At 64.8% G+C, this 24,558-nt stretch carries 20 protein-coding genes; 11 read left to right on the forward strand and 9 right to left on the reverse strand.

What is annotated here, in order from left to right; translation table 11 throughout:
• Positions 1 to 200: 200 nt before the first annotated feature.
• From AC1DW2_RS03835 to AC1DW2_RS03845, 3 genes are all read right to left on the reverse strand, one after another.
• On the reverse strand, positions 201 to 971 hold the full coding sequence (locus tag AC1DW2_RS03835; protein WP_441497469.1) for a TIGR02186 family protein: 771 nt from the start codon (positions 969 to 971) through the stop codon (positions 201 to 203).
• Positions 968 to 1,885 carry a sulfite exporter TauE/SafE family protein gene (locus tag AC1DW2_RS03840; RefSeq protein ID WP_071916904.1) on the reverse strand — a complete coding sequence of 306 codons (918 nt, stop codon included), beginning with the start codon at positions 1,883 to 1,885 and terminating at the stop codon, positions 968 to 970. Before AC1DW2_RS03840 ends, AC1DW2_RS03835 begins: the two co-directional genes overlap by 4 nt.
• A gap of 298 nt (positions 1,886 to 2,183) precedes the next feature.
• The gene (locus tag AC1DW2_RS03845; protein WP_441497470.1) at positions 2,184 to 5,696 is read right to left on the reverse strand and encodes a tetratricopeptide repeat protein; all 3,513 of its coding nucleotides are present in this window, start codon (positions 5,694 to 5,696) and stop codon (positions 2,184 to 2,186) included.
• A gap of 319 nt (positions 5,697 to 6,015) precedes the next feature.
• Here AC1DW2_RS03845 and AC1DW2_RS03850 point away from each other — a divergent pair, with 319 nt between their 5' ends.
• Positions 6,016 to 6,765: an outer membrane protein gene (locus AC1DW2_RS03850; protein ID WP_208089103.1), complete on the forward strand. Its 750-nt coding sequence runs from the start codon at positions 6,016 to 6,018 to the stop codon at positions 6,763 to 6,765.
• Positions 6,766 to 6,777: 12 nt separating this feature from the next.
• Here the strand turns inward: AC1DW2_RS03850 and AC1DW2_RS03855 are convergent, their stop codons facing one another.
• Entirely contained in the window at positions 6,778 to 7,368 is a 591-nt protein-coding gene (locus AC1DW2_RS03855; RefSeq protein ID WP_441497472.1) for a PadR family transcriptional regulator, read from the reverse strand.
• Between the two features lie 179 nt (positions 7,369 to 7,547).
• Between AC1DW2_RS03855 and AC1DW2_RS03860 the strand changes: the two genes are divergently transcribed.
• The 4 genes from AC1DW2_RS03860 (at position 7,548) to AC1DW2_RS03875 (ending at position 13,407) form a co-directional block, all read left to right on the forward strand.
• A complete protein-coding gene (locus AC1DW2_RS03860) occupies positions 7,548 to 7,934 on the forward strand; it encodes a nuclear transport factor 2 family protein (RefSeq protein ID WP_028151642.1) in 387 nt (128 codons plus the stop codon).
• Positions 7,935 to 7,974: 40 nt separating this feature from the next.
• Positions 7,975 to 9,765 (forward strand): acyl-CoA dehydrogenase C-terminal domain-containing protein, encoded by a 1,791-nt coding sequence (locus AC1DW2_RS03865; RefSeq protein ID WP_477005278.1) that lies wholly within the window; start codon positions 7,975 to 7,977, stop codon positions 9,763 to 9,765.
• A 70-nt stretch (positions 9,766 to 9,835) separates the two neighbouring features.
• Positions 9,836 to 11,044 (forward strand): acetyl-CoA C-acetyltransferase, encoded by a 1,209-nt coding sequence (locus AC1DW2_RS03870; RefSeq protein ID WP_441497474.1) that lies wholly within the window; start codon positions 9,836 to 9,838, stop codon positions 11,042 to 11,044.
• Between the two features lie 149 nt (positions 11,045 to 11,193).
• Positions 11,194 to 13,407 (forward strand): FAD-dependent oxidoreductase, encoded by a 2,214-nt coding sequence (locus tag AC1DW2_RS03875; protein ID WP_441497475.1) that lies wholly within the window; start codon positions 11,194 to 11,196, stop codon positions 13,405 to 13,407.
• A 450-nt stretch (positions 13,408 to 13,857) separates the two neighbouring features.
• Here AC1DW2_RS03875 and AC1DW2_RS03880 read toward each other — a convergent pair whose 3' ends face one another.
• The 3 genes from AC1DW2_RS03880 to gstA all read right to left on the reverse strand — a co-directional run bounded on the left by AC1DW2_RS03880 (position 13,858) and on the right by gstA (position 15,445).
• The gene (locus tag AC1DW2_RS03880; protein WP_063980751.1) at positions 13,858 to 14,166 is read right to left on the reverse strand and encodes a hypothetical protein; all 309 of its coding nucleotides are present in this window, start codon (positions 14,164 to 14,166) and stop codon (positions 13,858 to 13,860) included.
• 199 nt (positions 14,167 to 14,365) lie between these two features.
• Positions 14,366 to 14,818, reverse strand: a complete 453-nt coding sequence (locus AC1DW2_RS03885; protein ID WP_441497477.1) for a hypothetical protein — start codon at positions 14,816 to 14,818, stop codon at positions 14,366 to 14,368.
• Positions 14,819 to 14,830: 12 nt separating this feature from the next.
• Positions 14,831 to 15,445 carry a glutathione transferase GstA gene (gstA, locus tag AC1DW2_RS03890; protein WP_028151648.1) on the reverse strand — a complete coding sequence of 205 codons (615 nt, stop codon included), beginning with the start codon at positions 15,443 to 15,445 and terminating at the stop codon, positions 14,831 to 14,833.
• Between the two features lie 127 nt (positions 15,446 to 15,572).
• On the opposite strand from gstA, the gene AC1DW2_RS03895 reads away from it, so the two are divergent.
• From AC1DW2_RS03895 to AC1DW2_RS03905, 3 genes are all read left to right on the forward strand, one after another.
• On the forward strand, positions 15,573 to 16,067 hold the full coding sequence (locus AC1DW2_RS03895; RefSeq protein WP_014498535.1) for a MarR family winged helix-turn-helix transcriptional regulator: 495 nt from the start codon (positions 15,573 to 15,575) through the stop codon (positions 16,065 to 16,067).
• A 101-nt stretch (positions 16,068 to 16,168) separates the two neighbouring features.
• The gene (locus tag AC1DW2_RS03900) at positions 16,169 to 17,539 is read left to right on the forward strand and encodes a glutamate--cysteine ligase (RefSeq protein WP_028159989.1); all 1,371 of its coding nucleotides are present in this window, start codon (positions 16,169 to 16,171) and stop codon (positions 17,537 to 17,539) included.
• Between the two features lie 112 nt (positions 17,540 to 17,651).
• Complete coding sequence (locus tag AC1DW2_RS03905) at positions 17,652 to 18,218, forward strand: PAN domain-containing protein (protein ID WP_071916912.1); 567 nt, start codon at positions 17,652 to 17,654, stop codon at positions 18,216 to 18,218.
• 27 nt (positions 18,219 to 18,245) lie between these two features.
• On the opposite strand, the gene AC1DW2_RS03910 is transcribed toward AC1DW2_RS03905, so the two are convergent.
• Complete coding sequence (locus AC1DW2_RS03910) at positions 18,246 to 18,479, reverse strand: hypothetical protein (protein ID WP_354113370.1); 234 nt, start codon at positions 18,477 to 18,479, stop codon at positions 18,246 to 18,248.
• A gap of 205 nt (positions 18,480 to 18,684) precedes the next feature.
• Here AC1DW2_RS03910 and AC1DW2_RS03915 point away from each other — a divergent pair, with 205 nt between their 5' ends.
• The 3 genes from AC1DW2_RS03915 (at position 18,685) to AC1DW2_RS03925 (ending at position 22,460) form a co-directional block, all read left to right on the forward strand.
• Positions 18,685 to 21,201 carry a glycogen/starch/alpha-glucan phosphorylase gene (locus AC1DW2_RS03915; RefSeq protein ID WP_477005279.1) on the forward strand — a complete coding sequence of 839 codons (2,517 nt, stop codon included), beginning with the start codon at positions 18,685 to 18,687 and terminating at the stop codon, positions 21,199 to 21,201.
• A 70-nt stretch (positions 21,202 to 21,271) separates the two neighbouring features.
• Positions 21,272 to 21,640: a hypothetical protein gene (locus AC1DW2_RS03920; protein WP_245328526.1), complete on the forward strand. Its 369-nt coding sequence runs from the start codon at positions 21,272 to 21,274 to the stop codon at positions 21,638 to 21,640.
• A 4-nt stretch (positions 21,641 to 21,644) separates the two neighbouring features.
• Entirely contained in the window at positions 21,645 to 22,460 is an 816-nt protein-coding gene (locus AC1DW2_RS03925; protein WP_028151653.1) for an acyl-CoA thioesterase, read from the forward strand.
• Positions 22,461 to 22,677: 217 nt separating this feature from the next.
• On the opposite strand, the gene AC1DW2_RS03930 is transcribed toward AC1DW2_RS03925, so the two are convergent.
• Positions 22,678 to 24,294 carry a phosphoenolpyruvate carboxykinase gene (locus AC1DW2_RS03930; protein ID WP_166345764.1) on the reverse strand — a complete coding sequence of 539 codons (1,617 nt, stop codon included), beginning with the start codon at positions 24,292 to 24,294 and terminating at the stop codon, positions 22,678 to 22,680.
• Positions 24,295 to 24,558 lie beyond the last annotated feature (264 nt).

The raw sequence follows: 24,558 nt of genomic DNA on the forward strand, positions 1-24,558 counted from the left end.
CCGCCTTCGCTGAAGCTTCGGCGGCCGGGCGAGCTTGTGGCCCGGCGTAGCCTTGGCGGAGCCGGGACCGGGGCATCCAGTACGCCGCGGCGGTCGTTGCGAGAGCGAGCTATTCGACGAAGGCCTCTGGAATACTGGATCGCCCGGTCGAGCCGGGCGATGACGGGAGGAGAGAGTGGTGCTCCTCGCAATGACGGACGCTAATCCTTCCGAAACACGATCGACGCCATCCAGCCCGTCATCAGCGCCATCGCGGCCGTAACGAGCCCATAGATCAGCCCGTGCTGCCGCGCACTGGTCGCGACGAACTGCTCGAAGCCGACCTTGACGATCTCGAACGCGGTCTCGGTCTTGGTGACTAACGCGCCGTTCGCGAACAGCTTGATTTCCACCTCATAGGTGCCGATCGGCACCTCCTCCGGCAGTGGAATGCCGGTACGGAACAGCGTCGGTGTCAGGAACGTCACCGCGCTCGGGTCCTCGCGATAGAGACCTTTCTGGGTTCGCAGGCGGATGAAGGCCGAGCGGAACACATCGTTCGGCACCACGTCGGCATAGTCGCCGCTGACCCGTTGGGTCAGCAGCACGTTGTTGAGCCCGATCTGCTGCCGCCGCGCGATCTCGGGTGAGGTGATGACATCGAAGGGGCGGTTGGCGAACAGCGCGAGATAGCTCGGCACCGCCAGGAACTGCCGGTAGTCGGTGTTGATCCAGATCCCGAAGGTGCGCTCCTTGCGTCGCGTCACCATGTCGGCGCGCGGGCCCATCACGGTGACGACGAGATCGTAGCTCTTGCGGTCCGCGGGCGTGGAGGCGTCCTTCTCGACCGAGCCGAACAGCACCAATTCCTCGCCGGAATAGTTCGGCGTCACCGTGACACGATGGTTGGAGACCGACACGATCAGTCGCTCGGCACGCGCGACTGAGCCGAGCAGCAGGACGAGAAGGACCGCGAGAGCTGCGCGCATCATCCGCTCACTCCCAATTCGCGGATGGTGAAGAGATCCTCGGGCCGGATCACCAGCTCGATGGCGAAGCGGACGCCGACCGAAAGGATCAGCAGGCCCAGCAACAGCCGCAGCTGCTCGCCCCGGATCTTCTGGCCGGCGCGGGCGCCGAACTGTGCACCGGTGACGCCGCCGACCATCAGGATCAGCGCCAGCACCGCGTCGACGAGGTGATTGGTCACCGCGTGCAGCAAGGTCGCGAACAGCATCGTGACCAGCGTCAGGACCATCGAGGTCCCGATCACGGTCGAGGTCGGCACCCGCAGCAGGTAGATCATGATCGGCACCAGGATGAAGCCGCCGCCGATGCCCATGATGGCGCCGATGAAGCCGATCACGATGCCGACGATCACGACAGGAATAACCGAGAGATAGATCTTCGAGCGCTTGAACCGCATTTTCAGCGGCAGGCCGTGGATCCAGCTGTGCGTGCGCCGTGGCGGCACCGCGCCGCGACGGGTCCGCATCAGGGCGCGCAGGCCCTCGGAGAACATCAGGCTGCCGACGGTGGTGAGCAGCACCACGTAGGACAACGCGATCATCAGATCGAGCTGGCCGAGCGCGCGAAGCTGCGTGAAGGTCCACACCCCGAGCGCCGTGCCGGTGACGCCGCCGCATAACAACACACTCGCCAGCGCCGGATCGATCGCACGCCGCCGCCAGTAGGACAGCGCGCCGGAAAACGAGGAGGCCGCGATGTGGCTCGCAACGGAGGCGACCGCGACCGCCGGCGTGATCCCGATGAAGATCAGAAGCGGCGTCATCAGGAAGCCGCCGCCGATCCCGAACATGCCGGAGACGAAGCCGACCGCCGCGCCCATCGCCAGCACCAGGAAGATGTTGACCGGCAGATCGGCGATCGGGAGATAGAGCTGCATCGAAGGACCACACTCCGGCGAAATGGATCGATTGCGCGGGAATGCTCGCCGGACGGTCGGAACGATTGCCGCGCCCCTCAATAGCGGAATTCGTTGTCGGGCGGGACCATGAATTTAGGGCGTGGTGAACGTGGCGCGCGAGCTGTCTCCCCTCACCCTGAGGAGCCTGCGCAGCAGGCGTCTCGAAGGGCGAGGCCCGGATCGGTGGTGGGGGCCTGCACGGTTCTCGCGGCGATGCGAAGCATCGTCCGCTACGCGCGCCAGGGCGCGCTCCTCACCATGAGGAGTGAGAGTGCGCTTAGTGCGCCGCCGACGCCGAGCGCTTGGTCGCGACCGGCTTCGGCGCGGGCTTTGCGTTCGCCTGCGGCGCGCTGTCCCAGCCGCCGTTCGGGGCGGGAACGTTGACGGCGTCGTCGGGCTGCGGCTCGGCACTGAAAGTCTGGATCGCGAGCTTGGCGGCGGCGAGCGACTGCGGATCGAGCCGCTTGGCAACGTCGTCGCGCTTGCCGGACGCATCCGCGTCACCCTGGGCGGCCGCGAGAGTGAACCATTTGTAGGATTCGGCGAGGTTCTGCTCCACGCCGATGCCGCGGGCATAGAGGATGCCGAGGTTGAACTGGCTGTCGGCGACGCCGCGATCGGCGGCCTTGCGGAACCACTGCGCCGCGCTCTTGTAATTGGCGCCGCGTCCGCCGCCGTCGGCGTCGAGCACCGCGAGATTGTGCATCGCCTTGGCGTTGCCGCGCTCGGCAGCCTGCGTGTAGTAGCGGCGGGCGATGTCGGCGTCCTTCTTCACCCCGAGGCCCTTCTCGTAGAGCGTGCCGAGGCGGAAGGTCGCGGGCACCACGCCGGCCTGCGCCGCGCGGTCGTACCATTTGGCGGCTTCATCGTAATTCGCGGCGACGCCCTTGCCCTCGGCAAAGCGCACGCCGATCTCGTAGGCCGCGGTCGCATCGCCCTTCATCGCGGCGGTGCGCAGCACCGGACCGCCGATGCCGTCAGGGAGCTTCTCGCTCGGCGGCACCTGGATCATGCCAAGCCTCGCGCGGCTCGCGCCCGACAGCGCGCCGGTGACGTCGTTGCTCGCCGCAGGCGGTGGTGGCGTCGCGGGGACCGGCGGGATTTCGACCGAAGCCGAGCTGCCCGCCCCTGCCACGGGAGCCGGCGCGGGATTGTTCAGCGACTGCTTCCCGATCGGCGTCGGCGAGGTCATCGACGGCGTGACCTGCTCGGGCGTGGCAGGCCTGGTCTCGACCGGCGGCGGCGGAGCCTGCGGCGCGGGCGCGCTCGACGAATTCTCCATCGCCTGCGGTGACGGTGGCGGGCTGCCGCCATCGAGCAGGTTCATCGCCATCTTGAAGGTGCCGAGCACGATCACGACCACGCTGGCGCCGACCAGCAGCGAGCGGATCTTCGAGGTGATGGTCGAGCCGCCTTCCTGGCCCTTGTCCTTGGTGCGGCCTGCGATGGCCGCCTTGGCAGCTGCCTTTGCACTTGCCTTGGCACCGCGGGCCGGCTTTTCCGGCTGCGCGGCGGCGGCCTGCGCGGCGCGGCGTGCGGCCGCGATAAAGCTCGACGACGACACCGGCTCTTTCGGCGCGGCGGGGATTTCGCTGATCGCGCTTTCGGACGCGGCAATGCGCTCCGAGGGCGTGGCGACGCGGCCGCCCGGCCGTGTGCCCGGCTCGAGCGGATGGTCCGGCGGCAATTCCGGTGCGAGCGCGGCGCGCGCGGGCGCCGTGTGCGGCTCGAGGATCTCGCTGATCGCACGCGGCGGAACGGGCGGTGCCGTTGGCACCGGCGGCGGCGCGGCCGGTGCGGCGGCATGGAATTCGCGCGGCGCGGCGACGAAGGCGCCCTGTGGCGGCTGTTGCGCGGCGGCCGGGTTCTGCAGCTCCGGCTTCGGATCGTATTTCGGCTGCTGCTGCGGCTGCTGCCACGGCTCGCGCGCGACAGGCGCGGGCTCCATGGGCGCGGCCATCGGCATCGACACGGACGTCGAACTGGGCATCGGCTGCGGTGCGGGTGCCGGCGGCGCCGTGCGCACCGCGCGCAGATCACCCTCGATCATCGAGAGGCGATCGACGACATGGCCGAGCGCGCTGTGCACGGCCTCGAGCGAATCCTGGGTGCTGCGGTTGGTCTCGGCCTGGCTGAAGCGGATGTCGGAGAGCTCGCGCTTGACCAGATCGACCATGCCGGAATCGGCAGACGGTGCCGAATTGCGGCTTTCGGCGAGGGCGGAATAGGTCGCCTGCTGCCGTTCCAGATGCCGCAGGATGTCGTGCAGCCCGTCCTCGACGCGGCTTAGATTGCCGTTGCGCGGATCGGAGGCAGCTTCGATCCGCTCCAGCAGATACGAGACCCGCTGTTCGAGATGCGCAAAGGTCGACGCGGAATCGTTGCCGACCTGCATGCGGTCGAAACGGTCCGACAGCGCGCGGATCGCGGCTTCGAGATGCTCGCTGCTCTCGGTGGGCTGCGGCCGCTCGCGCGTTTCCAGCGCGGCGGTGAGCGCCGCGATGCGCTGCTCCAGCACGGCAAAGCTGTCGCTGGGGCCGGACGAGCGGGTGACCTGGTCGACCTTGGACGACAGCAGCTGCACGTCTTCGGAAAGACGCGCCAGCGCTTCGTTGGAAGCGACGTTGGAGACGATGCCGCGCAGCGCCGAGATCGCGCCTTCGAGCTGGCGCACCGTCGACGGGTCGTCATTGGCGCGCAGGATCAGATCGAGCTTGGCGCCGAGATTGCGGATCGCCTCGTCATAGCCGGTGAGCTGCTCGGCCGGCGTCAGCGTGCGCAGCACCTGCTTGATCTCGGACAGCGCGTGCTCGATGCCCGACAGGACCTGGCCATCCGTCCCGGACGAGCGGGTCTCGTCGATACGACGATGCAGCGAGCGGATCTCGTTCTCGATCGATTCGATCGCGCGGCGCGGCATCGCCTCGGTGATGGCGTGGCGGATCTCGGCAAGCTCGCTGCGGAAGGCGTTGATTGCCTGCTCGGTGTTGTCAGGGCGCTGAAGCGACTCGATCTGGCTCGTGATCTTGAGCAAATGGCGCTCGAGCGACGAGAAATCCGGCCCCGGCTGCGGGGGCGGCGGTGCATAGGCAGGCGCGGGCGGCGCCATCGGGGGCGCGAAAGGAGCTGCCGCCGGTGCAATCGAGGGCGCTGCGCGTGGCGGTATCTGCCGCGGCGTAAAGCCGTCGAGCTCGCTCTGCCGGGCCGTGATCTCGGCGACGGCAACGTCGAACGATGCGGGGCTCAAGGGAGGTGAATTGCGATAGACCTGTGCGGCCGCGCGCTCGACCATATCGGCCTGGCGCTGGCGCGTCTCGACGGGTGCCGGAGCCGGTGCCGGCCGCTGAGGCTGCTGCGGCTTTGAGATTTGCGACAGCCGCGCATCGAGCCGCGAGATCGCGTCGTTGAGCTGGCGCGCGACGCCCTGCTCGCGCGAGACGTCTGGTCGCGACGCGTCCTGTCGTGAAGCATCTTGGCGCGGCGCGGGCTTTGAAATCCGTTCGATCTGCTGGGTGATCGCGTCGAGCCGCTGGTGGATATCGGCGACGTCGCGGCTCTCCTGGCTCGGCATCTGTTGCGGGCGCTGATCCTGGCGCTGCTCTTGACGCTGGTCTTGACGTTGTTCTTGGCGTTGATCGTAAGGTCCGCGAAAATTCGGCGGGGCCGTCTCGCCGAGCGTGGAGTTCAGCCAATCGTTGAGTGACATGCCGGCACGACGCGCAGCAGCTTCGGCCCGCTCCCTGACGGATGGATCGATGCCGTCAACACTCCACGATACGCGCGAATTCATGACTCTGTCCGGTTCCGACTCCGGCGCCCCACCCGGCGCCTCCAGCCTCCCCACGCGTGCCGGTTGTGAAGACAATCGGATTTGGCGCGGGTCGTCTGCCTCGAAAACCGACTTTTTCCTGTTACGGTAAATAACGGGTTAAGGAACGCGTTGCCGGTGTCTTAAAGTTGGGCGCCGGGAACCCAATTGCCGCCGCTGGCCCCGCCCCAAAGCCGCGTCCCGACAAAGATTTCGCCACGCGCCCGATCCGCACGTCTCAATGGATAGAGAGCGGCCCGATCCACGGGCGGGTTCTTGCCTGACTGGATTGTTGGCTGACATGAAAAGGTTGCTCGTGGCCGCGATGGCGGCCGGACTGGCATCGCATGCCGTTGCCGCCGATGCCCCGGCGGCAGCGCCTGCGGTGAAGGCACCGGCGCCCGCGGGATACAATTGGACCAGCTGCTATGTCGGCATCCAGGGCGGCGGCAACTGGGGCAAGAGCGAGCATGTCCGGCGCGCCGGCGACGACTCCGGGCCAACGATCACAGGGACTTTCAATCTCAGCGGTGCTGCCGTCGCGGGCGGCGTCTTCGGCTGCGATTTCCAGATCGAAAAGACCGTGCTCGGCTTCGAGAACGACGCGTCATGGACCAACCAGCACGGCAAGGTGCAGGATCTGCCGCCCTTCAACGTCGGGGTGACGAGCGGCACGCGGGAAAAATGGATCGATATGTTCCGCGGCCGTGTCGGTTACGCGCTCGATCAGTTTCTGATCTATGGCACGGCCGGTATCGCCTTCGCCGGTACCGAGGTCACCGTGTCCAACCAAGTGGTGCAGGTCACCAGCTCCCAGACCCGCACCGGCCTGGCGGCCGGGCTCGGTGGTGAATGGGCGGCCTATGTCGATACCTGGGGCGCCGTGACCCTCAAGCTCGAATATGTGCACGTCGATTTTGGCAGCAAACGATATGTCGATCCGCCGATCAGCGGCGCCGTCACGCGCGACGTCAGGCTGACGGACGACATCGTCCGCGCCGGCGTCAATGTCCGGTTCAACTGGGATAAGCCGGTCGTCACGAAGTACTAGGGCTGCGCAGGCTCAGCCCTTCCCCTCGCGCTTGCCGTCCTCCAGCGGCACGACCTTGCCCTTGCCGCTCATCGCCGATAGCGCCTGGAGCGCCTCTTCGCAGAAATCGGCCACCATCTGCTCGTGGCGGGCACCGAGCTGAAGCAGCAGCAGATTGCCGAGGTCGAGCACGCCCGACGCCGAGCCCTCCGGAAATCGCTTCTTGAGGATCCGCTCGTAATTCTCGTGCCGGTCGCGGTGGTGCTCCAGCCGGGCCATCAGATCGGTGCGCATGGGCTCGATGTCGATGCTGTCGAGCGCGTGCAGCCGCACCAGCAGGTCGTCCTTGATCGAGGGCGGTGTGCTCGGCCGCGCGGCCCAGTGCCGCAGCGCTGTTCGGCCCTCGGGAGTCAGCGTATAAATCAGTTTGTTGGGCTTGCCCGATTGCACGACCTCGCGGCCCTGGATGTAGCCGCGGTCGCGCAGCTTCGAGAGCTCGCGGTAGATTTGCTGGTGGTCGGCTTTCCAGAAGAAGCCGATAGAGGAATCGAATGTCTTGGCGAGCTCGTAGCCCGTCATCGGACGTTCCGTCAGGCATGCGAGGATTGCGTCGCCGAGCGCCATGGCACCAGCTCCCTTTCGAGGTCCCGACCAATTGACTTGACTTTATGCGCATCGGTGCATATGCGTCAATATGCATATGAGACGGGCTTCAGACCCGCTGTACCAGCCCTTCGCGCTACTGTGCATGGGGTTGTTTTCGAGTTTTTTGCCAAGGCCTTTATCTAGGGAGCACCCTGACAATGACCGGCCTCGACTCCTGGTACGCCTTTATGAAGTCCCACGACCGCGCCGCGCTCTGGGACCTGCTCCATCCTGACGCCGTGTTCGAAAGCCCCGTGGTGCATTCGCCGCAGCGTGGACGCGACATCACCTTCAAATATCTCGCCAGTGCCGAGAAGGTGCTCGGCGGTCCCGGCTTCACCTATGTCGGCGAGTGGAAAAGCGCCAATGGCGCGGTGCTCGAATTCAAGAATGTCATCGACGGCATCGAGATCAACGGTGTCGACATCATCACCTTCGATGCCGAGGGACGCATCACCCATTTCAAGGTGATGGTGCGTCCGCTCAAGGCGATCAACATGCTGCACCGCCTGATGGCGGAGCAGTTGGCCGCCGCCCAGTCATAAGCCAACATCATCACTTCAGACCGCCTGCCGGGAGACCATCATGCCGATCTATAAAGCCCCCGTCGAAGACGTGAACTTCCTGCTCAACGACGTCTTCCAGATCGATCGCTACGACAATCTGGCCCGCTTCTCCGATGCGTCGAGCGACGTGCGCGAAGCCATTCTCGGCGAAGCCGCGAAGCTTGCGGAAGAAGTGCTGCAGCCGCTCAACCGTGTTGGCGATCTCGAAGGCTGCAGGCGCGCCGATGACGGCAGCGTCACCACGCCGAAGGGTTTCAAGGACGCTTTCAAGCAAGTGGCAGAGGGTGGCTGGCTTGGCCTGTCGGCACCGACCGAGTTCGGCGGCCAGGGCCTGCCGGTGACGCTGAGCCAGGCGGTCAACGAATTCCAGATCTCCGCCAACATGGCGTTCTCGATGTATGGCGGCCTCACCATGGGCGCGACCGCGGCGCTGATCGTGCACGGCTCGCCCGAGCAGAAGCAGACCTACGTGCCGAAGATGGTGGCGGGCGAGTGGACCGGCACCATGAACCTGACCGAGCCGCATTGCGGCACCGATCTCGGCATGCTCCGCACCAAGGCGGTCCGCCAGCCCGACGGCAGCTTCAAGATCACGGGCACGAAGATCTTCATCTCGGCCGGCGAGCACGACCTCGCCCCCAACATCATCCACCTCGTGCTCGCCCGCATCGAGGGCGCACCGGCCGGCATCAAGGGCGTGTCGCTGTTCGTGGTGCCGAAATTCCTGGTCAATGCCGACGGTTCGGTCGGCCCACGCAACGGCGTGGTGTGCGGCTCGATCGAGCACAAGATGGGCATTCACGGCAATTCCACCTGCGTGATGAACTACGACAGCGCCACCGGCTGGCTGATCGGCGAAGAGAACAAGGGCATGCAGGGCATGTTCGTGATGATGAACGAGGCCCGCCTCGGCGTCGCCGTTCAAGGTCTCGCGCAGTCCGAGGTCGCCTATCAGAACGCGGTCGCCTATGCCCGCGAGCGCATCCAGGGCCGCTCGCTGACCGGCGTCAAGGCGCCGGACAAGCAGGCCGACCCGATCATCGTGCATCCCGACGTGCGCCGCACGCTGCTCTCGATCCGCGCCTTCAACGAGGCCGCGCGCGCCTTCGTGATGTGGACCGCGCTGAAGAGCGACGTCGCCCATCGCTCCGAAGATCCCAAGGACCGCCAGGCCGCCGACGACCACATGGGCCTGATGACGCCCGTGCTGAAGGGCTTCCTCACCGATTACGGCTTTGCCAACGCGGTGCAGGCGCAGCAGATGTATGGCGGCCACGGCTACATCGCCGAGCAGGGCATGGAGCAGTTCGTGCGCGATGCCCGCATCGCCATGATCTATGAGGGCGCCAACGGCATCCAGGCGCTCGACCTCGTAGGCCGCAAGCTGCCGCGCGACGGCGGCCGCGCCATCATGGCCTTCTTCGGCGAGGTCATGGCCTTCGCTAAGGAGAACGGCGGCGATGAGGGGCTCAAGCCATTCATCACCCCGCTCTCGGCCTCGCTCGGCCATCTCCAGCAGGCCACGACCTGGCTGATGCAGAACGCGATGGCAAAGCCCGACAATGCGGGTGCTGCCGCAACCGACTACCTGCATCTCTTCGGCTTCGTCACGCTCGGCTACATGTGGGCGAAGATGGCCAAGGTGACGCAGGCGAAGATTGCCGCGAGCGGAGCGACGCCCTATCTCTCGACCAAGCTCGTCACCGGCCGTTTCTTCATGGAACGCATGCTGCCGGAGACCGCCGCCAATCTCGCGCGCATCCAGGCCGGCTGCGCCACCATCATGGAACTGCCGGCGGAAGCTTTCTGAGGCTTCCCGCTTCGCCAATGATCCCGACCGCGCCGCGGTCGTAACCAATAACTGCAATCAGGAGGCTCCCATGGCAGATGCCTATATTTACGACCACGTCCGAACCCCGCGCGGCCGCGGCAAGGCAGACGGCGCGCTGCACGAGGTCACCGCGCTCGCGCTCGCCACCGTGCCGCTGAAGGCGCTGAAGGACCGCAACAATTTGCCGGAAGATTCGGTGGACGACGTCGTGCTCGGCGTGGTCGACCCCGTCGGCGAAGCCGGCAGCGACATCGCGCGCTTCGCGGCGCTCAAGGCCGGACTCGGCGAAGCCGTGCCCGGCGTGCAGATCAGCCGCTTCTGCGCTTCCGGCCTCGACGCCGTGAATTTTGCCGCAGCCCAGGTGATGAGCGGCCAGCATGAGCTGGTGATCGGTGGCGGCGCCGAATCCATGAGCCGCGTCGGCATCGGCGCCTCCGGTGGCGCCTGGCCGATGGACCCGTCGATGGCCGTGCCGGCCTACTTCATGCCGCAAGGCGTCTCGGCCGATCTGATCGCCACGAAGTACGGCTTCTCGCGCGACGACGTCGACGCCTATGCCGTGCAGAGCCAGCAGCGCGCCGCCAAGGCCTGGGACGAGGGCCGTTTCAACAGGTCCGTCGTGCCGGTGAAGGACATCAATGGCCTCACCATCCTCGCCAAGGACGAGCACATGCGGCCCTCGACGACGATGCAGTCGCTGGCACAGCTTCAGCCGTCGTTCACGATGATGGCGCAGATGGGCGGCTTTGACGGCGTCGCGGTGCAGTCGCACCCGGAAATCGAGCGCGTGAACTACGTGCACCACGCCGGCAACTCGTCGGGCATCGTCGACGGCGCCGGCGCCGTGCTGCTCGGCAGCAAGGAAGCGGGTGCGAAATACGGCCTGAAGCCGCGCGCAAGGATCCGCGCCTTCGCCAACGTCGGCTCCGAGCCGGCGATGATGCTGACCGGTCCGGTCGACGTCACCGAAAAGCTGTTCGCGCGTTCGGGCATGAAGAAGTCGGACATCGACCTGTTCGAGCTCAACGAGGCCTTTGCCTCGGTGGTGCTGCGCTACATCCAGGCCTTCGACATCGACAACGCCAAGATCAACGTCAATGGCGGCGCGATCGCGCTCGGCCATCCGCTTGGCGCCACCGGCGCGATGATCCTCGGTACCGTGCTCGACGAGCTCGAGCGCACCAACAAGGCGACCGCGCTGGTGACGCTGTGCATCGGCGGCGGCATGGGCACCGCGACCATCATCGAGCGCGTCTGACTTCGTAGGGTGGGCAAAGCGAAGCGTGCCCACCACTGACGTCTCAGCAAATGATGGTGGGCACGGCGCAAGAGCGCCTTTGCCCACCCTACGAGATCACAGTCAACCGCCGCGCCTGAAATCGGCTGCGGCACCGAGGAGCAACCAACATGGCTTACAAGAACTTCAAGGTTGAGACCGATTCCGACGGCATCGCGCTCGTCACCTGGGACATCCCGGGCCGTTCGATGAACGTGCTCGACGAGACCTCGACCAGCGAGCTCGATGCGATCGTCAAGGAAACCACGGCCGACGCTGCCGTGAAGGGCGTCGTCATCACCTCCGCCAAGGAGGCGTTCTGCGCCGGCGCCGACCTGTCGATGCTCGAGGGCATGAACCAGGCCTACGCCAAGGTCTTGAAGGAGCAGGACGAGACCGCCGCAAACCAGATGCTGTTCGACCAGAGCCGGCGCTTCTCGCAGGTGCTGCGTTCGATCGAGACCTCCGGCAAGCCGTGGGCCGCCGCGATCAACGGCCTCGCGCTCGGCGGCGGTTTCGAGATCACGCTGTGCTGCCACTATCGCGTGGCGGCGGAAAATCCCAAGACGCGCCTCGGCCTGCCCGAGGTCAAGGTTGGCCTGTTCCCCGGCGCCGGCGGCACGCAGCGCGTGCCGCGCCTGGTGCCGCCGCAGGACGCGATGACGATTTTGCTCAAGGGCGATCCGGTCACCGTCGAGAAGGCGAAGCAGCTCAATCTGATTCACGCCATCGTTCCGACCGCCGACCTCATCAAGGCGGCGAAGGACTGGATCAAGGGCGGCGGCAAGGCCGTCGCGCCCTGGGACGAGAAGGGCTTCAAGCTGCCGGGCGGTCCGGTGTTCTCCAAGGCCGGCATGATGATGTTCCCGGCGGGCAACGCGATCTATCGCCGCGAGACCTACGACAATTATCCGGCCGCGCGCGCGATCATGAGCTGCGTCTATGAAGGCCTGCAGTTGCCGATCGACGCGGCGCTACGCGTCGAGTCGCGCTACTTCACCTCGGTGCTGCGTTCGAAGGAAGCGGCTGCGATGATCCGCAGCCTGTTTCTGTCGATGCAGGAGCTCAACAAGGGCGCGCGCCGTCCGAAGGACGTAGCCCCGACCAAGGTGAAGAAGATCGCGGTGATCGGCGCCGGCTTCATGGGCGCGAGCGTCGGCTACGTCTCGGCCCGCGCCGGCCTCGACGTCGTCCTGATCGACCGCGACCAGGAGAGTGCCGACAAGGGCAAGGCGCATGCGCAGAAGGTGATCGAGGAGCAGATCAAGAAGGGCCGCGCCAAGCCCGGCGACGCCGACGCGCTGCTCGCGCGCATTACGCCGACTGCCGATTATGCTGCACTCAAGGACGTCGACCTCGTCATCGAAGCGGTGTTCGAGGATCGCAAGGTCAAGGCTGATACCTTCGCGAAGGCGCAGGAGCATATGAAGCCGGACGTGATCTTCGCGTCGAACACCTCGACGCTGCCGATCACCTCGCTGGCCGAGGGCTTCAAGGACCAGGGCAAGTTCGTCGGCATCCACTTCTTCTCGCCGGTCGAGAAGATGATGCTGGTCGAGATCATCAAGGGCAAGAACACCGGCGATCTCGCTCTGGCGACCGCGCTCGACTACGTCCGGCAGATCGGCAAGACGCCGATCGTCGTCAACGACAGCCGCGGCTTCTTCGCCAATCGCTGCGTCGGCCGCTATGTCGCCGAAGGCAACGAGATGTTCCTGGAAGGCGTGCCGCCGGCGATGATCGAGAACTGCGCCAAGATGGCCGGCATGCCGGTCGGTCCCCTCTCGCTCTCGGACGAAGTCGCACTCGACCTCGGGCTCAAGATCATGAAGGCGACGGAAGCCGATCTCGGCCCGAACGCCATCAACCCCGATCAGAAGAAGCTGATGGTGGAGATGGTCGAGAAACAGGGCCGTCTCGGCCGCAAGAACAGCAAGGGCTTCTACGACTACCCCGAGAAGGGCAAGGGTCAGAAGAGCCTGTGGCCGGGCCTCTCGGCGCTGCAGCCGAAGCAGCTCGACCCTGACACGCTCGACATCGAGGAGCTGAAGCAGCGTTTCCTGGTGGTGCAGGCGGTGGAAGCCGCGCGCACGGTCGAGGACCACGTCATCACCGACCCGCGCGAGGCGGATGTCGGCTCGATCCTCGGCTTCGGCTTCGCGCCGTTCACCGGCGGCACGCTGTCCTACATCGACTTCATGGGAACGAAGAAATTCGTCGAGCTCTGCCACAAGCTGGAGGCGAAGTACGGCTCGCGCTTCACCCCGCCGAAGCTTCTCGAGGAGATGGCCGCGAAGGGAGAAACCTTCTACGGCCGCTTCGCGCCGAAGAAGGCCGCGGCCTGATCACCCAAGATCATTTGAGAAAGAAGGCCGGATCGTTGATCCGGCCTTTTTGTTTGGGGAGACGTCATCACGGTTGCGTCAGATTTGTTCCCGGCTTGTGGAACCAATCACAGAATTCGCGTAGGACCCGTGTCAGAGTCCCCCGCTGCCGTGGTGTCGCGCAATTGTCATAGGCGTGTCGAAGCGGCGCCGTTCTTTTGCTCGGCCCTGGCACTAGTCTTGCTCCGGGGCAGGGTTCCGAATCCGGTTGGGACACTTGCCGAGCCATCGGCAGGTTGAAGACAAAATAAGAAAGTATCCTTGATGAACTCTTTGGTGCTGCGGAAGACCGCGCTCGGTCGCGATCTTACCGCGAAATATGCTGTTGGACCCACAACTGGCCGCCTCTCGCCGCAACAGAAGCCGGCGCGCCTGCGCCGCAAGGGGCCGATGCTTTGGGCCGCTTTGGCGCTACTTGTGCTGGCGGCGGATTTTATGCTGGCTTCCCTCGCCTGGCTCGCCGTCGACTTCGTCATGGGCTGAGACCGCCCGCGCGTGCAGCAGGTAGGCCGCCGCGAAGTAGGCGAGCTGGCAGACGGCAAGACAGATGGCGATGACGGTCACACCCGCCATCATGCCGAATCCGTAAGCGCGAAGAATGATTGCCGAGAAAACCGCGATCGCCGGCGCAATCAATATCAGCGCCCAGATCCTGAAAACATAACCTGTCGCTATTCCCACCAATGCACTTGCGACGATCAGGACCAAGGCAATCGTCAAGTTCAACTCCGATGAAATAATCCTCTAACAATTCCGCCAAGCTCGCGCGCTTTACGGGTACTGACAAGACAGCACTACTTACATTCGGCGAACAGTAGTTCATAAGTCTAATGATAGGTACGATGATCCGGCGAGATGGGTTCGCGCCCACCTGCCCGGGACAGAATAAAAAGGGGCCGGATCGACGATCCGGCCCCTTTTATTTGCGGTCTCCGAGCGGCGAGAACGCCCGGCCCGAGACCGCTTCGTCGGCAAGACTCGCTCTCCAGCTGCCTTCATCGCCGCGGCCAATGCGGACCTCGAAGCGCCAGCCATTCTGGTTGGTGAAGGCGATGTCCGTTCCGCCCTTCTTCCTGGCATAGCTGCACGGATATTCGGTCGGCCGATCGGGAAAGACGATTTTTCCTTCCTTGCTCTCGAACACGGCCGAGGTGACCTGCGGATGGATCATGAGGATGCAATTGCGCTGCGGCAGGTCCGGCGTCGACAAGCCAAGCATCGCCAGCGGCGCGCCCGCGGCGGTCATAAGGACGATCATGTTCATCGCGGCGGCTGTCCCATGGAGGTGCTCCGCGATTTCGACGTGGCCGCCGATCGAATGGTTCACAACGAAAAAGGCCGGATCGTCGATCCGGCCTTTCGATTGTTGCATCTTGCGATGCGCTTACTTCGCCTGCGCAAGGCCTTCCTTCTTCAGCGCCTCCTGGACCTGCGGCCGCGCCGCGACGCGAGCCTTGTAGGCGGTCAGGTTCGGCATGGCCGAGAGGTCGAACTTCATCCGATCGCCCCAGGTCAGCATCGTAAAGAGATAGCCGTCGGCCACCGTGAACTGCTTTCCCATGAGGTAGTCGCGGCCGGCGAGCTGGCTGTCGATGTATGTCAGCTTGCCCATGACGCGGTCCTTGAAGAAGGCCTTGGCCTCGTCGTTCAGCGCCGGCGCGAACAGCGGTCCGAAGCTCTTGTGCACCTCCGAGGTGAGGAAGTTCAGCCATTCGAGCAGCTTGTAGCGCTCGGAGCTGCCGTGAGCTGGCGCCAGCGCCTTGGCCGAAGCCTGGTCGGCGATCATCTGGACAATGACCGGGCCTTCGGTCACGATCTCGCCGCTGTCGAGGCCCAGCGCAGGGACCTGGCCCTTCGGGTTCAGCTTCAGATAATCCTCACCATTTTCGAGCTTCTTGGCCCGGATATCGACCTTGACCAGCTCATAGGGCAGGCCGGCTTCCAGGAGCGCGATGTGGGGGGACAAGGAGCAGGCGCCGGGCGAGTAATAGAGTTTCATGGAATTTCTTTCTCTTGACGCTTGGTTGGGGCGAAGGAACGCCTACATGCATTTGCATCCAATAGTCAAGATTGATGCAGGTGCATTGAGTGAGGTAAGAGACGGAACGACGAGCTTGAGCGGGACCATGAAACGCAAACCATCGACCGAGGCAACTTCGGCCTGGATCCGCCTGATGCGGGTGCAGAGCCGCGTGCTCGATTGCGTCGAGCAGGACTTGAAGAAGGCGGGGTTCCCGCCGCTGGCCTGGTACGACGCGCTGCTCGAATTGTCGCGGGCGCCCTCGGGTGAGCTGCGGCCGGTGGAACTCGAGCGGCAAATGCTGATCCCGCAATACTCCACCTCGCGCCTGATCGACCGCCTGGTCGACGAGGGACTCGCCTCCCGGCGCGAATGCAAGATCGACAAGCGCGGCCAGTTCGTGGAGATCACGGAAGCCGGCCGCGAGTTGCAGAAGCGGATGTGGGGCGCCTATTCGGCCGCGATCGAAAAGTATGTCGGCTCGAAACTGTCCGACGCGGATGCCGTCAAGCTCAGCGGTCTGCTCGACCGTCTCGGCTGCTCGTGCGGCGAGATGAAACTGCCGCCCGTCCACGTCAACGAAACCACGCCGTCGCGATGATCGTGCGGCACACCAGCTCGTCCGTGCACCCCCTGGGTTCGCGGACCACCCCATCACCCGCGCGCCTTCGATCGAAGCGCCCTTTTTGATTAGAGTTTGATATGGCGCGAGACCAGATCGATATGACGCCGCTGCAGTCGCGCGACGAGCTCGTCGCGTGGTTCGAGGCCGGCTGCAAGGACCCGTCCGAATTCCGCATGGGCACCGAGCACGAGAAGACACCGTTCACGCTCGAAGGCCACCGTCCGGTGCCTTACGAGGGCGCGCGGGGCATCGGCGCGCTGCTCGAAGGCATGAAGCTCCTGCTCGGCTGGGAGCCGATCATGGAGAAGGGCAACATCATCGGCCTCTACGACGTCACCGGCGGCGGCGCGATCTCGCTCGAGCCCGGCGGACAGTTCGAGCTCTCCGGCGCGCCGGTCGAGAACGTGCACCAGACCCAGAGCGAGCTGATGGCGCATCTGGCGCAGGTGCGCGAGATCGCGACCCCGCTCGGCATCGGCTTCCTCGGGCTCGGCATGACGCCGTCCTGGTCGCGCGCCGACATCCCGGTGATGCCCAAGGGCCGCTACAAGATCATGACCAACTACATGCCGAAGGTCGGCCAATACGGCCTCGACATGATGTACCGGACCTGCACGGTGCAGACCAATCTCGACTTCTCCTCCGAAGCCGACATGGTCAAGAAGCTGCGCGTCTCGCTCGCGCTGCAGCCGGTCGCGACCGCGCTGTTTGCCAATTCGCCGTTCACCGAGGGCAAGCCGAACGGCTTCCTGTCGTTCCGCTCCGAGATCTGGCGCGACACCGACAATGCGCGTTCGGGCATGATGCCGTGGGCATTCGAGGACGGCATGGGTTTCGAGCGCTATGTCGACTACGCGCTCGACGTGCCCATGTATTTCGTCAAGCGCGACGAGGATTACATCGACGTCTCGGGCTCCTCGTTCCGCGCCTTTTTCGACGGCCGCAACAACAATCTGCCCGGCGAACGTCCGACGCTGTCGGACTGGGCCAACCATCTTTCGACGATCTTCCCGGAGGTGCGCCTCAAGCGCTATCTCGAGATGCGCGGCTCCGATGGTGGCCCGTGGGGCCGCCTGCCGGCGCTGTCGGCGTTCTGGGCCGGGCTGCTCTACGACGATGTGTCGCTCGATGCCGCGTGGGACCTCGTGAAGCACTGGACCGCACATGAGCGCCAGGCTCTGCGCGACGACGTGCCGCGGTTCGGCTTCAAGGCGCGGATCAAGGACCGCTATCTGTTCGAGATCGCCAAGGAATGCCTCGTTCTGGCCCATGCCGGCCTGCGCCGACGCGGCCAGATCGACCAGCTCGGCCGCGACGAAACCCGGCACCTGGAGCCGCTCGATCGCATTATCGATTCCGGCCGGACCCCGGCCGAGGAGATGCTGGAGAAGTTCAACGGCGCCTGGAACGGCTCCGTGGAACCGGCCTACGCGGAATACGCGTTCTAGGCCAGAGGCCGACGACCAGGACCTGAGCCGTTCATCGCCCATACAGGTTTGCGGCGATCAAATGACCGGCTGAAAAAACCTGAGCGCCGTCAATAACTCGAAAGCTGTTCCAATGGGGAAGGGCCGCCTGCGTGGGGCCGTCATGGCAAGCGTCGTGGCCTGCGCCACGTTGCTTGCGCTCGTGTTTGCGAGCGCGCCTGCGCGCGCCCAGACGGCGTTCGACCGGCCCGGCGGCGACTATTTCAGCTCGCCGGTGACGTCAGGTGACCCCGAGGATTGCGCGCTGCAGTGTGAGCGTGACCGCCGCTGCCGCTCCTGGAGCTTCAACTATCCCGACGTCGAAGGCGGCTCGGCAGTGTGCTGGCTCAAGAACACGGTGCCGCCGCGTGTCCCGGGCAGCTGCTGCATCTCCGGTGTGCGTGGCGCCGGCGTGATCGAGCCGCGGATCGAAGGCGTTGAAACGTCGATCGACCGCCCCGGCGGCGACTTGCGCAATTTCGAGATCAAGGACGGCGAAGGCGAAGAGGCCTGCAAGGCCGCCTGCATCGCGGACAACAAGTGCCGCGCCTTCACCTATTCCCGTCCCGGCTACACCGGGCGTGAAGCGCGCTGCTTCCTGAAAAAGGAAATCAAGCCGCCGCGCCGCAAGGCGGGCTTCACGTCGGGCGTGGTCAGATAGCGCGCTGCGAATCCGGCGACCCGCTCCTCAATTCGCCGCCGACACCAGCCTGTCCCCGCACGCATTCGCGTAGAACTTGCCGCCGCATTGGCGCTTGATGGCGGCGCAGCGCACCGCGGGAGACGCATTTTCCGGAACGCTGAAGCCGCAGCTCAGGCCATCGGCACTGCGGCCGGTCTTGCCGGCGGCGAAGGCGGCGCTGGACGCGGTGATGCAGACGACGAGGAAGGCCGCGGCGGCGATTTCGATCAGCAGTCTCATGGACGTTTCCTCCACACTGATGGCTGAATCGGCCCTCAATCTAGCACCGAATCCGCATCTCTCCGTACGCTTCCGGGTTCCCAAATCGGCCCGTTCCTTGCATAAATTTACGCCAGCGCAGTGCACGGCCGCGCCAGCGATGGTTCCGGTGCAGGGGCAAGACGCGTAGAGTTAGTGGTGTTCTCGCGACCAGGAAGTGACGGCCTTGCAAGATCAATCGTTCCAGCCAAGTTTGCCGGCCTCCAGCCAGCCCATCGACGAGCTCGCGCTGGCTGACGTCAAGGGCGCGATCCTGGCGAAGCTGCGCCTTGCCATCGGCAAGGATGCGGGCATGGCCACCAAGCACGACTGGTACCAGGCCGCAGCRCTCGCGCTGCGCGACCGCATCGTGCATCGCTGGCTCACGGCCGAGAAGCACAGCTACGATGCGGGACGCAAGCGCGTCTATTATCTCTCGCTCGAATTCCTGATCGGCCGCCTCTTCACCGACGCGCTGAACAACATGGGGCTGCTCAAGATCTTCGAGGTCGCGCTCGGCGATCTCGGCGTGTCGCTGCCTGAGCTCCGCAAATGCGAGCCGGATGCCGCGCTCGGCAATGGCGGCCTGGGGCGGCTCGCCGCCTGCTTCATGGAGAGCATGGCTACGCTCTCGATCCCCGCGATCGGCTACGGCATCCGCTACGATTACGGTCTGTTCCGCCAGATCATCAATCAGGGCTGGCAGCAGGAATATCCGGACGAATGGCTGAGCTTCGGCAATCCCTGGGAATTGCAGCGGCCCGAGGTGATCTATCACGTCCATTTCGGCGGTGGCGTCGAGCATGTCGACGACAAGGGCCGCGACCGCGCGATCTGGCATCCGGCCGAGACCGTGCAGGCGATCGCCTATGACACGCCGATCGTCGGCTGGCGCGGCCAGCACGTCAACGCGCTCCGCCTGTGGTCGGCACGCTCGCCCGATCCGTTGAAGCTCGACGCCTTCAACAAGGGCGACTATGTCAGCGCCAGCGCCGAGCAGTCGCGCGCGGAAGCGATCTGCAAGTTCCTCTATCCGAACGACGAGAGCCCGGCGGGCCGCGAGCTGCGGCTGCGCCAGGAGTATTTCTTCGTCTCCGCCTCGCTGCAGGACCTGGTCAATCGCCACCTGACCTCCGACGGCCAGCTTCGCAGCCTCGCGATGAAGGTCGCGGTCCAGCTCAACGACACGCATCCGAGCCTCGCCGTCACCGAGCTGATGCGCATCCTGGTCGACCTGCACAATTTCCGCTGGGACGAGGCCTGGAAGATCACGGTCGCGACGCTGTCCTACACCAACCACACGCTCTTGCCCGAGGCGTTGGAGACCTGGCCGGTCGAACTGTTCGAGCAGCTGTTGCCGCGCCATCTCGAGATCATCTACCGCATCAACGTGCAGCATCTCGCGCTGGCCGAAGCGCGCGCGCCCGGCGACATCGATTTCCGTGCCTCGGTTTCGCTGATCGACGAGAGGAGCGGACGCCGCGTGCGCATGGGCCAGCTCGCCTTCGTCGGCTCGCACCGCATCAACGGCGTCTCGGCGATGCATTCGGACCTGATGCGCGAGACCGTGTTCCACGATCTCAACCATCTCTATCCCGGCCGCATCACCAACAAGACCAACGGCATCACCTTCCGCCGCTGGCTGATGCTGGCGAATCCGAAGCTGACCGACCTGCTGCGCGAGACCTGCGGCGAAGCCGTGCTCGACGATCCAACCCAGCTCAGCCTGATCGAAGCCCGCGCCAGCGACGTCGAATTCCAGAAGAAGTTCCGCATCGTCAAGCTTCACAACAAGACCGCGCTGGCGCGCCTGATCGGCGAGCGGCTCGGCATCAAGGTCGATCCGACCGCGCTGTTCGACGTGCAGATCAAGCGCATTCACGAATACAAGCGCCAGCTCCTCAACATCATCGAGACGGTGGCGCTGTACCAGGCGATGAAGGACGATCCCAACGGCAACTGGGTGCCGCGGGTGAAGATCTTCGCCGGCAAGGCGGCGGCGAGCTACCGCTACGCAAAATTGATCATCAAGCTGGTCAACGACGTCGCGGACGTCGTCAACAACGATCCCGCGATCGGCGGCAAGCTCAAGGTCGTCTTCCTGCCCGACTACAATGTCAGCCTTGCGGAGGTGATCATTCCCGCGGCCGATTTGTCCGAGCAGATCTCGACCGCCGGCATGGAGGCCTCCGGCACCGGCAACATGAAGCTGTCACTGAACGGCGCTCTCACCATCGGCACGCTCGACGGCGCCAACATCGAGATCCGCGACCATGTCGGCGCGGAGAACATCGCGATCTTCGGCATGGAGGCCGGCGACGTGATGATCCGCCGCAAGCAGGGGCTGGATGCCTCCGACGTGATCCGCAATTCGCCAAAGCTCCAGCGCGCCATCAACGCGATCGGCACCGGCGAGTTCTCGCCCGGCGATCCCGGCCGCTTCGAATCCATCGCGCACGCGCTGCGCTATCTCGACCATTACATGGTCAGCGCCGATTTCGATTCCTATTACGAAGCGCAGCGCAGCGTCGACGCACGCTGGCAGGTGGCGCCGGCCTGGACGCGCGCCTCCATCCTCAATGTCGCGCGCATGGCCTGGTTCTCCTCGGACCGCACCATCCGCGAATATGCCGAGGAGATCTGGAACGTGCCGGTCAATCCGACCACGCCGTTGCTGCCGGATCTGCGCGACGTCGCGGGCTGATTTTCCGCAACGTGAAATCGGCGTTACCTGCGAGGTTATTGATTTGGCAGGATAGGCATCATATTACGGCTTGAGCTTTTTCTGGCCGGAGTCGATCGTGCCTGTCGGCGAGTATACGAGCCCGGATGGGCAGCTTCGATTGCTGGTCATATGTCCCGACGGGGACTGGACCCTGGGGTTCGATGGATTCTCCTGGCACACGCACGGCAGCATCCTTGCCAGTCTTTCAGGCAAGGACGAGGAAGCTGCCATCGGCGACTTCGTCGCCGATCTGATCAGCGGCAAGAGTATCATTGCGCTGAAGCGCATAGGAGGCTCCGTCGCGGATGCCTGGGTCACAGATGATCCGGCAGACGATGTGTTGAGTTCGCAGCAATATGGCCCTGGTGATGAGACTATGGAGTTTCGTCGTTGGGACGGAAGCTCAGTAGAGGTCTAATCCCATGCACGCCAAGCTCCCGCACCCGTTCGACGACGCCACCCGCATCACCGCCGGCGACTCCAGCTGGCAGGGGCACACCAGCGACGATTACTGGGCCTTTGTCGGCCCGTTCGGCGGCGCCACGGCCGCGACCATCCTGCGCGCGCTGATCGACCATCCGCAGCGCGCCGGCGATCCGCTGGCGCTGACCGTCAATTACTGCGCGCCGATCGCCAAGGGCCCGTTTGACTTGGACGTGCGGCTGGTGAAGGCCAATCGCTCCAGCCAGCACTGGAGCGTCGAACTGTCGCAGGGCGGCGGCGAGGTCGCGACGCTCGCCACCGCGGTGTTCGCCGAGCGCCGGCCGTCCTGGGAGCACAGGGTGGCGCAATATCCGGACGCCACGGCGTTCGAGGCAACGCTGCCCTTCCCCAAGATCTCGGCGTCCTGGGCCAACCAGTATGAATTCCGCTTCGTCGAGGGCGAGATGCGGATCGGCCCGCCGCAGGCCGAGCTCGCTGGCACCTATTCCAAGCTCTGGATCGGCGACCGCACGCCGCGCAAGCTCGACATGCTGTCGCTGATGTCGATGTCGGACGCCTTCTTCGGCCGCATCTTCCACGCCCGGCGCGAGCTGGTGCCGTTCGGCACGGTGTCGCTGACGACGTATTTTCACACCGACAGCGAAGAGCTCGCCGCCGAGGACATCACGCGCGTGCTCGCGACGGCCGATTCGAAGATCATGCACAAGAGCTACGCCGATCAGAACGCCGAGCTGTGGTCGCCGAACGGCAGGCTGCTCGCGACCACGACGCAGATTGCGTATTTCAAGGCGTAGGTGCTCTTCCCCTCTCCCCTTGTGGGAGAGGGTGGCTCGTCGCGAAGCGACGAGACGGGTGWGGGGTATCTCTCCGCGAGCGCTTCTCTTGCAGTTGAACGCGCGGATACAACCCCTCATCCGGCGCTTCGCGCCACCTTCTCCCACAAGGGGAGGAGGAAGAAACAAAAAGGGCGGCCTCGCGGCCGCCCTTTTGCCTTGAAGACAGAGCGAGCGATTACTCCGCCGCGAGCTTCACGTCCGGCGCGGCTGCGCGCACTTCGGCGTCGACCTGGGCTTCGAACTTGGCAAAGTTCTTCTGGAACATGCCGACCAGCGCGCGGGCGGTCTTGTCGAACTCGTCCTTGTCCTTCCAGGTGTTGACCGGATTGAGGATCTCGGCCGGCACGCCCGGCAGCGCGGTCGGGACCGCGAAGCCGAAATATTTGTCGGTGCGGAATTCGACGTTGCGAAGCGAGCCGTCGAGCGCGGCGGTGAGCAGCGCGCGCGTCACCTTGATCGGCATGCGCGAGCCTGTGCCATACTTGCCGCCGGTCCAGCCGGTGTTGACCAGCCAGCAATCGACATTGTGCTGGGCGATGAGGTCGCGCAGCATGTTGCCATAGACGCTGGGGTCGAGCGGCAGGAAGGGCGAACCGAAGCAGGTGGAGAATTCCGGCTGCGGCTCGTTGCCGAGACCGCGCTCGGTACCGGCAACCTTGGCGGTGTAGCCGGAGAGGAAGTGATACATCGCCTGCGCCGGCGAAAGCTTTGCGATCGGCGGCAGCACGCCGAAGGCGTCGGCGGCCAGCATCACCACGTTCTTCGGCTGCGGCGCGCGGCCGGTGCGCGAAGCGTTCGGGATGAAGTCGAGCGGATAGGCCGAGCGCGTGTTCTCGGTCTTGGAGCCGTCGTCGAAATCGACAACGCGGGTGTCTTCGTCGAGCACGCAGTTTTCGAGCACCGCGCCGAAGCGGGTCGAGGCGGCGTAGATCTGAGGCTCGGCCTCCTGCGACAGCTTGATGCACTTGGCATAGCAGCCGCCTTCGAAGTTGAACACGCCGTTCGGGCCCCAGCCGTGCTCGTCGTCGCCGATCAGCGTGCGGTTCGGATCGGCCGAYAGCGTGGTCTTGCCGGTGCCTGATAGCCCGAAGAAGATCGCGGTGTCGCCATTGGCGCCGACATTGGCCGAGCAGTGCATCGGCATCACGCCGCGCTCGGGCAGGTAGTAGTTCAGCGTGGTGAAGACCGACTTCTTCATCTCGCCGGCATAATAAGACCCGCCGATCAGGACGATCTTGCGGGCGAAATCGATCGCGACGACATTCTCCGACTTGCAGCCGTGGCGTTTCGGATCGGCGCGGAAGCTTGGCATGTCGATGATGGTGAGCTCCGGCGTGAAGCTCGGCAGCTCGACCGCCTCGGGGCGGATCAACAGCGTACGGATGAACAGCGAGTGCCAGGCGAGCTCGGTGAACACGCGGGTCTTGATCCGGTAGGCCGGATCGGCGCCGCCATAGAGGTCCTGCGCGAACAGGCTCTTGCCTTCAGCGTGCTTGAGGAAGTCCTGGTAGAGCGTCTCGAACTGCTCGGCGGTGATCGACTGGTTGCCGGCCCACCACATCTTCTTGTCGGTGGTGGCGTCACGCACCGTGAACTTGTCCTTCGGGCTGCGGCCGGTGAACTCACCGGTGTCGGCGCAAAGCGAACCGTCTGCCGACAGCACCGCCTCGCCCGCAGAAAGTGAGTATTGATAGAGTTGCGGCGCGCCGAGGTTCCAGTGAACCCGTTTGAGATTCTTTAAGCCGAATTTGTCGGCACCGAAGGCACCGTTGCGCACGCCCGTCTCTTGCACGAAAAATCCTCCTAGAACCCGCGACACTCAGCGCGATCAAGCTTTGGCGCCATCGCAGTCACCGTGAATTATAGGCCGTCCGGCCTCGGTTGAACGACGTAATAATGGTGAACGCTGGCGTTGCCAAGCCGATCTCGCAGGATTTGGTTTATTCAAGGACCGCGCCAAATGCCGCGCATGTCAGCTCTGAGCGAGCGTATCAAAAAAATACGAATGATCGCGCAACCAAATGCGCAATTCCGCGTTTCCTGTGGTTATTGCGAC

The sequence above is a fragment of the Bradyrhizobium sp. P3_C3 genome, assembly GCF_056402655.1.

Excerpts from the sequence above, each read along its gene's own strand:
- AC1DW2_RS03835 (WP_441497469.1), bottom strand. The coding sequence starts at position 971 with ATGATGCGCGCAGCTCTCGCGGTCCTTCTCGTCCTGCTGCTCGGCTCA.
- AC1DW2_RS03840 (WP_071916904.1), bottom strand. The coding sequence starts at position 1,885 with ATGCAGCTCTATCTCCCGATCGCCGATCTGCCGGTCAACATCTTCCTG.
- AC1DW2_RS03845 (WP_441497470.1), bottom strand. The coding sequence starts at position 5,696 with ATGAATTCGCGCGTATCGTGGAGTGTTGACGGCATCGATCCATCCGTC.
- AC1DW2_RS03850 (WP_208089103.1), top strand. The coding sequence starts at position 6,016 with ATGAAAAGGTTGCTCGTGGCCGCGATGGCGGCCGGACTGGCATCGCAT.
- AC1DW2_RS03855 (WP_441497472.1), bottom strand. The coding sequence starts at position 7,368 with ATGGCGCTCGGCGACGCAATCCTCGCATGCCTGACGGAACGTCCGATG.
- AC1DW2_RS03860 (WP_028151642.1), top strand. The coding sequence starts at position 7,548 with ATGACCGGCCTCGACTCCTGGTACGCCTTTATGAAGTCCCACGACCGC.
- AC1DW2_RS03865 (WP_477005278.1), top strand. The coding sequence starts at position 7,975 with ATGCCGATCTATAAAGCCCCCGTCGAAGACGTGAACTTCCTGCTCAAC.
- AC1DW2_RS03870 (WP_441497474.1), top strand. The coding sequence starts at position 9,836 with ATGGCAGATGCCTATATTTACGACCACGTCCGAACCCCGCGCGGCCGC.
- AC1DW2_RS03875 (WP_441497475.1), top strand. The coding sequence starts at position 11,194 with ATGGCTTACAAGAACTTCAAGGTTGAGACCGATTCCGACGGCATCGCG.
- AC1DW2_RS03885 (WP_441497477.1), bottom strand. The coding sequence starts at position 14,818 with ATGCAACAATCGAAAGGCCGGATCGACGATCCGGCCTTTTTCGTTGTG.
- gstA (WP_028151648.1), bottom strand. The coding sequence starts at position 15,445 with ATGAAACTCTATTACTCGCCCGGCGCCTGCTCCTTGTCCCCCCACATC.
- AC1DW2_RS03895 (WP_014498535.1), top strand. The coding sequence starts at position 15,573 with ATGAAACGCAAACCATCGACCGAGGCAACTTCGGCCTGGATCCGCCTG.
- AC1DW2_RS03900 (WP_028159989.1), top strand. The coding sequence starts at position 16,169 with ATGGCGCGAGACCAGATCGATATGACGCCGCTGCAGTCGCGCGACGAG.
- AC1DW2_RS03905 (WP_071916912.1), top strand. The coding sequence starts at position 17,652 with ATGGGGAAGGGCCGCCTGCGTGGGGCCGTCATGGCAAGCGTCGTGGCC.
- AC1DW2_RS03910 (WP_354113370.1), bottom strand. The coding sequence starts at position 18,479 with ATGAGACTGCTGATCGAAATCGCCGCCGCGGCCTTCCTCGTCGTCTGC.
- AC1DW2_RS03925 (WP_028151653.1), top strand. The coding sequence starts at position 21,645 with ATGCACGCCAAGCTCCCGCACCCGTTCGACGACGCCACCCGCATCACC.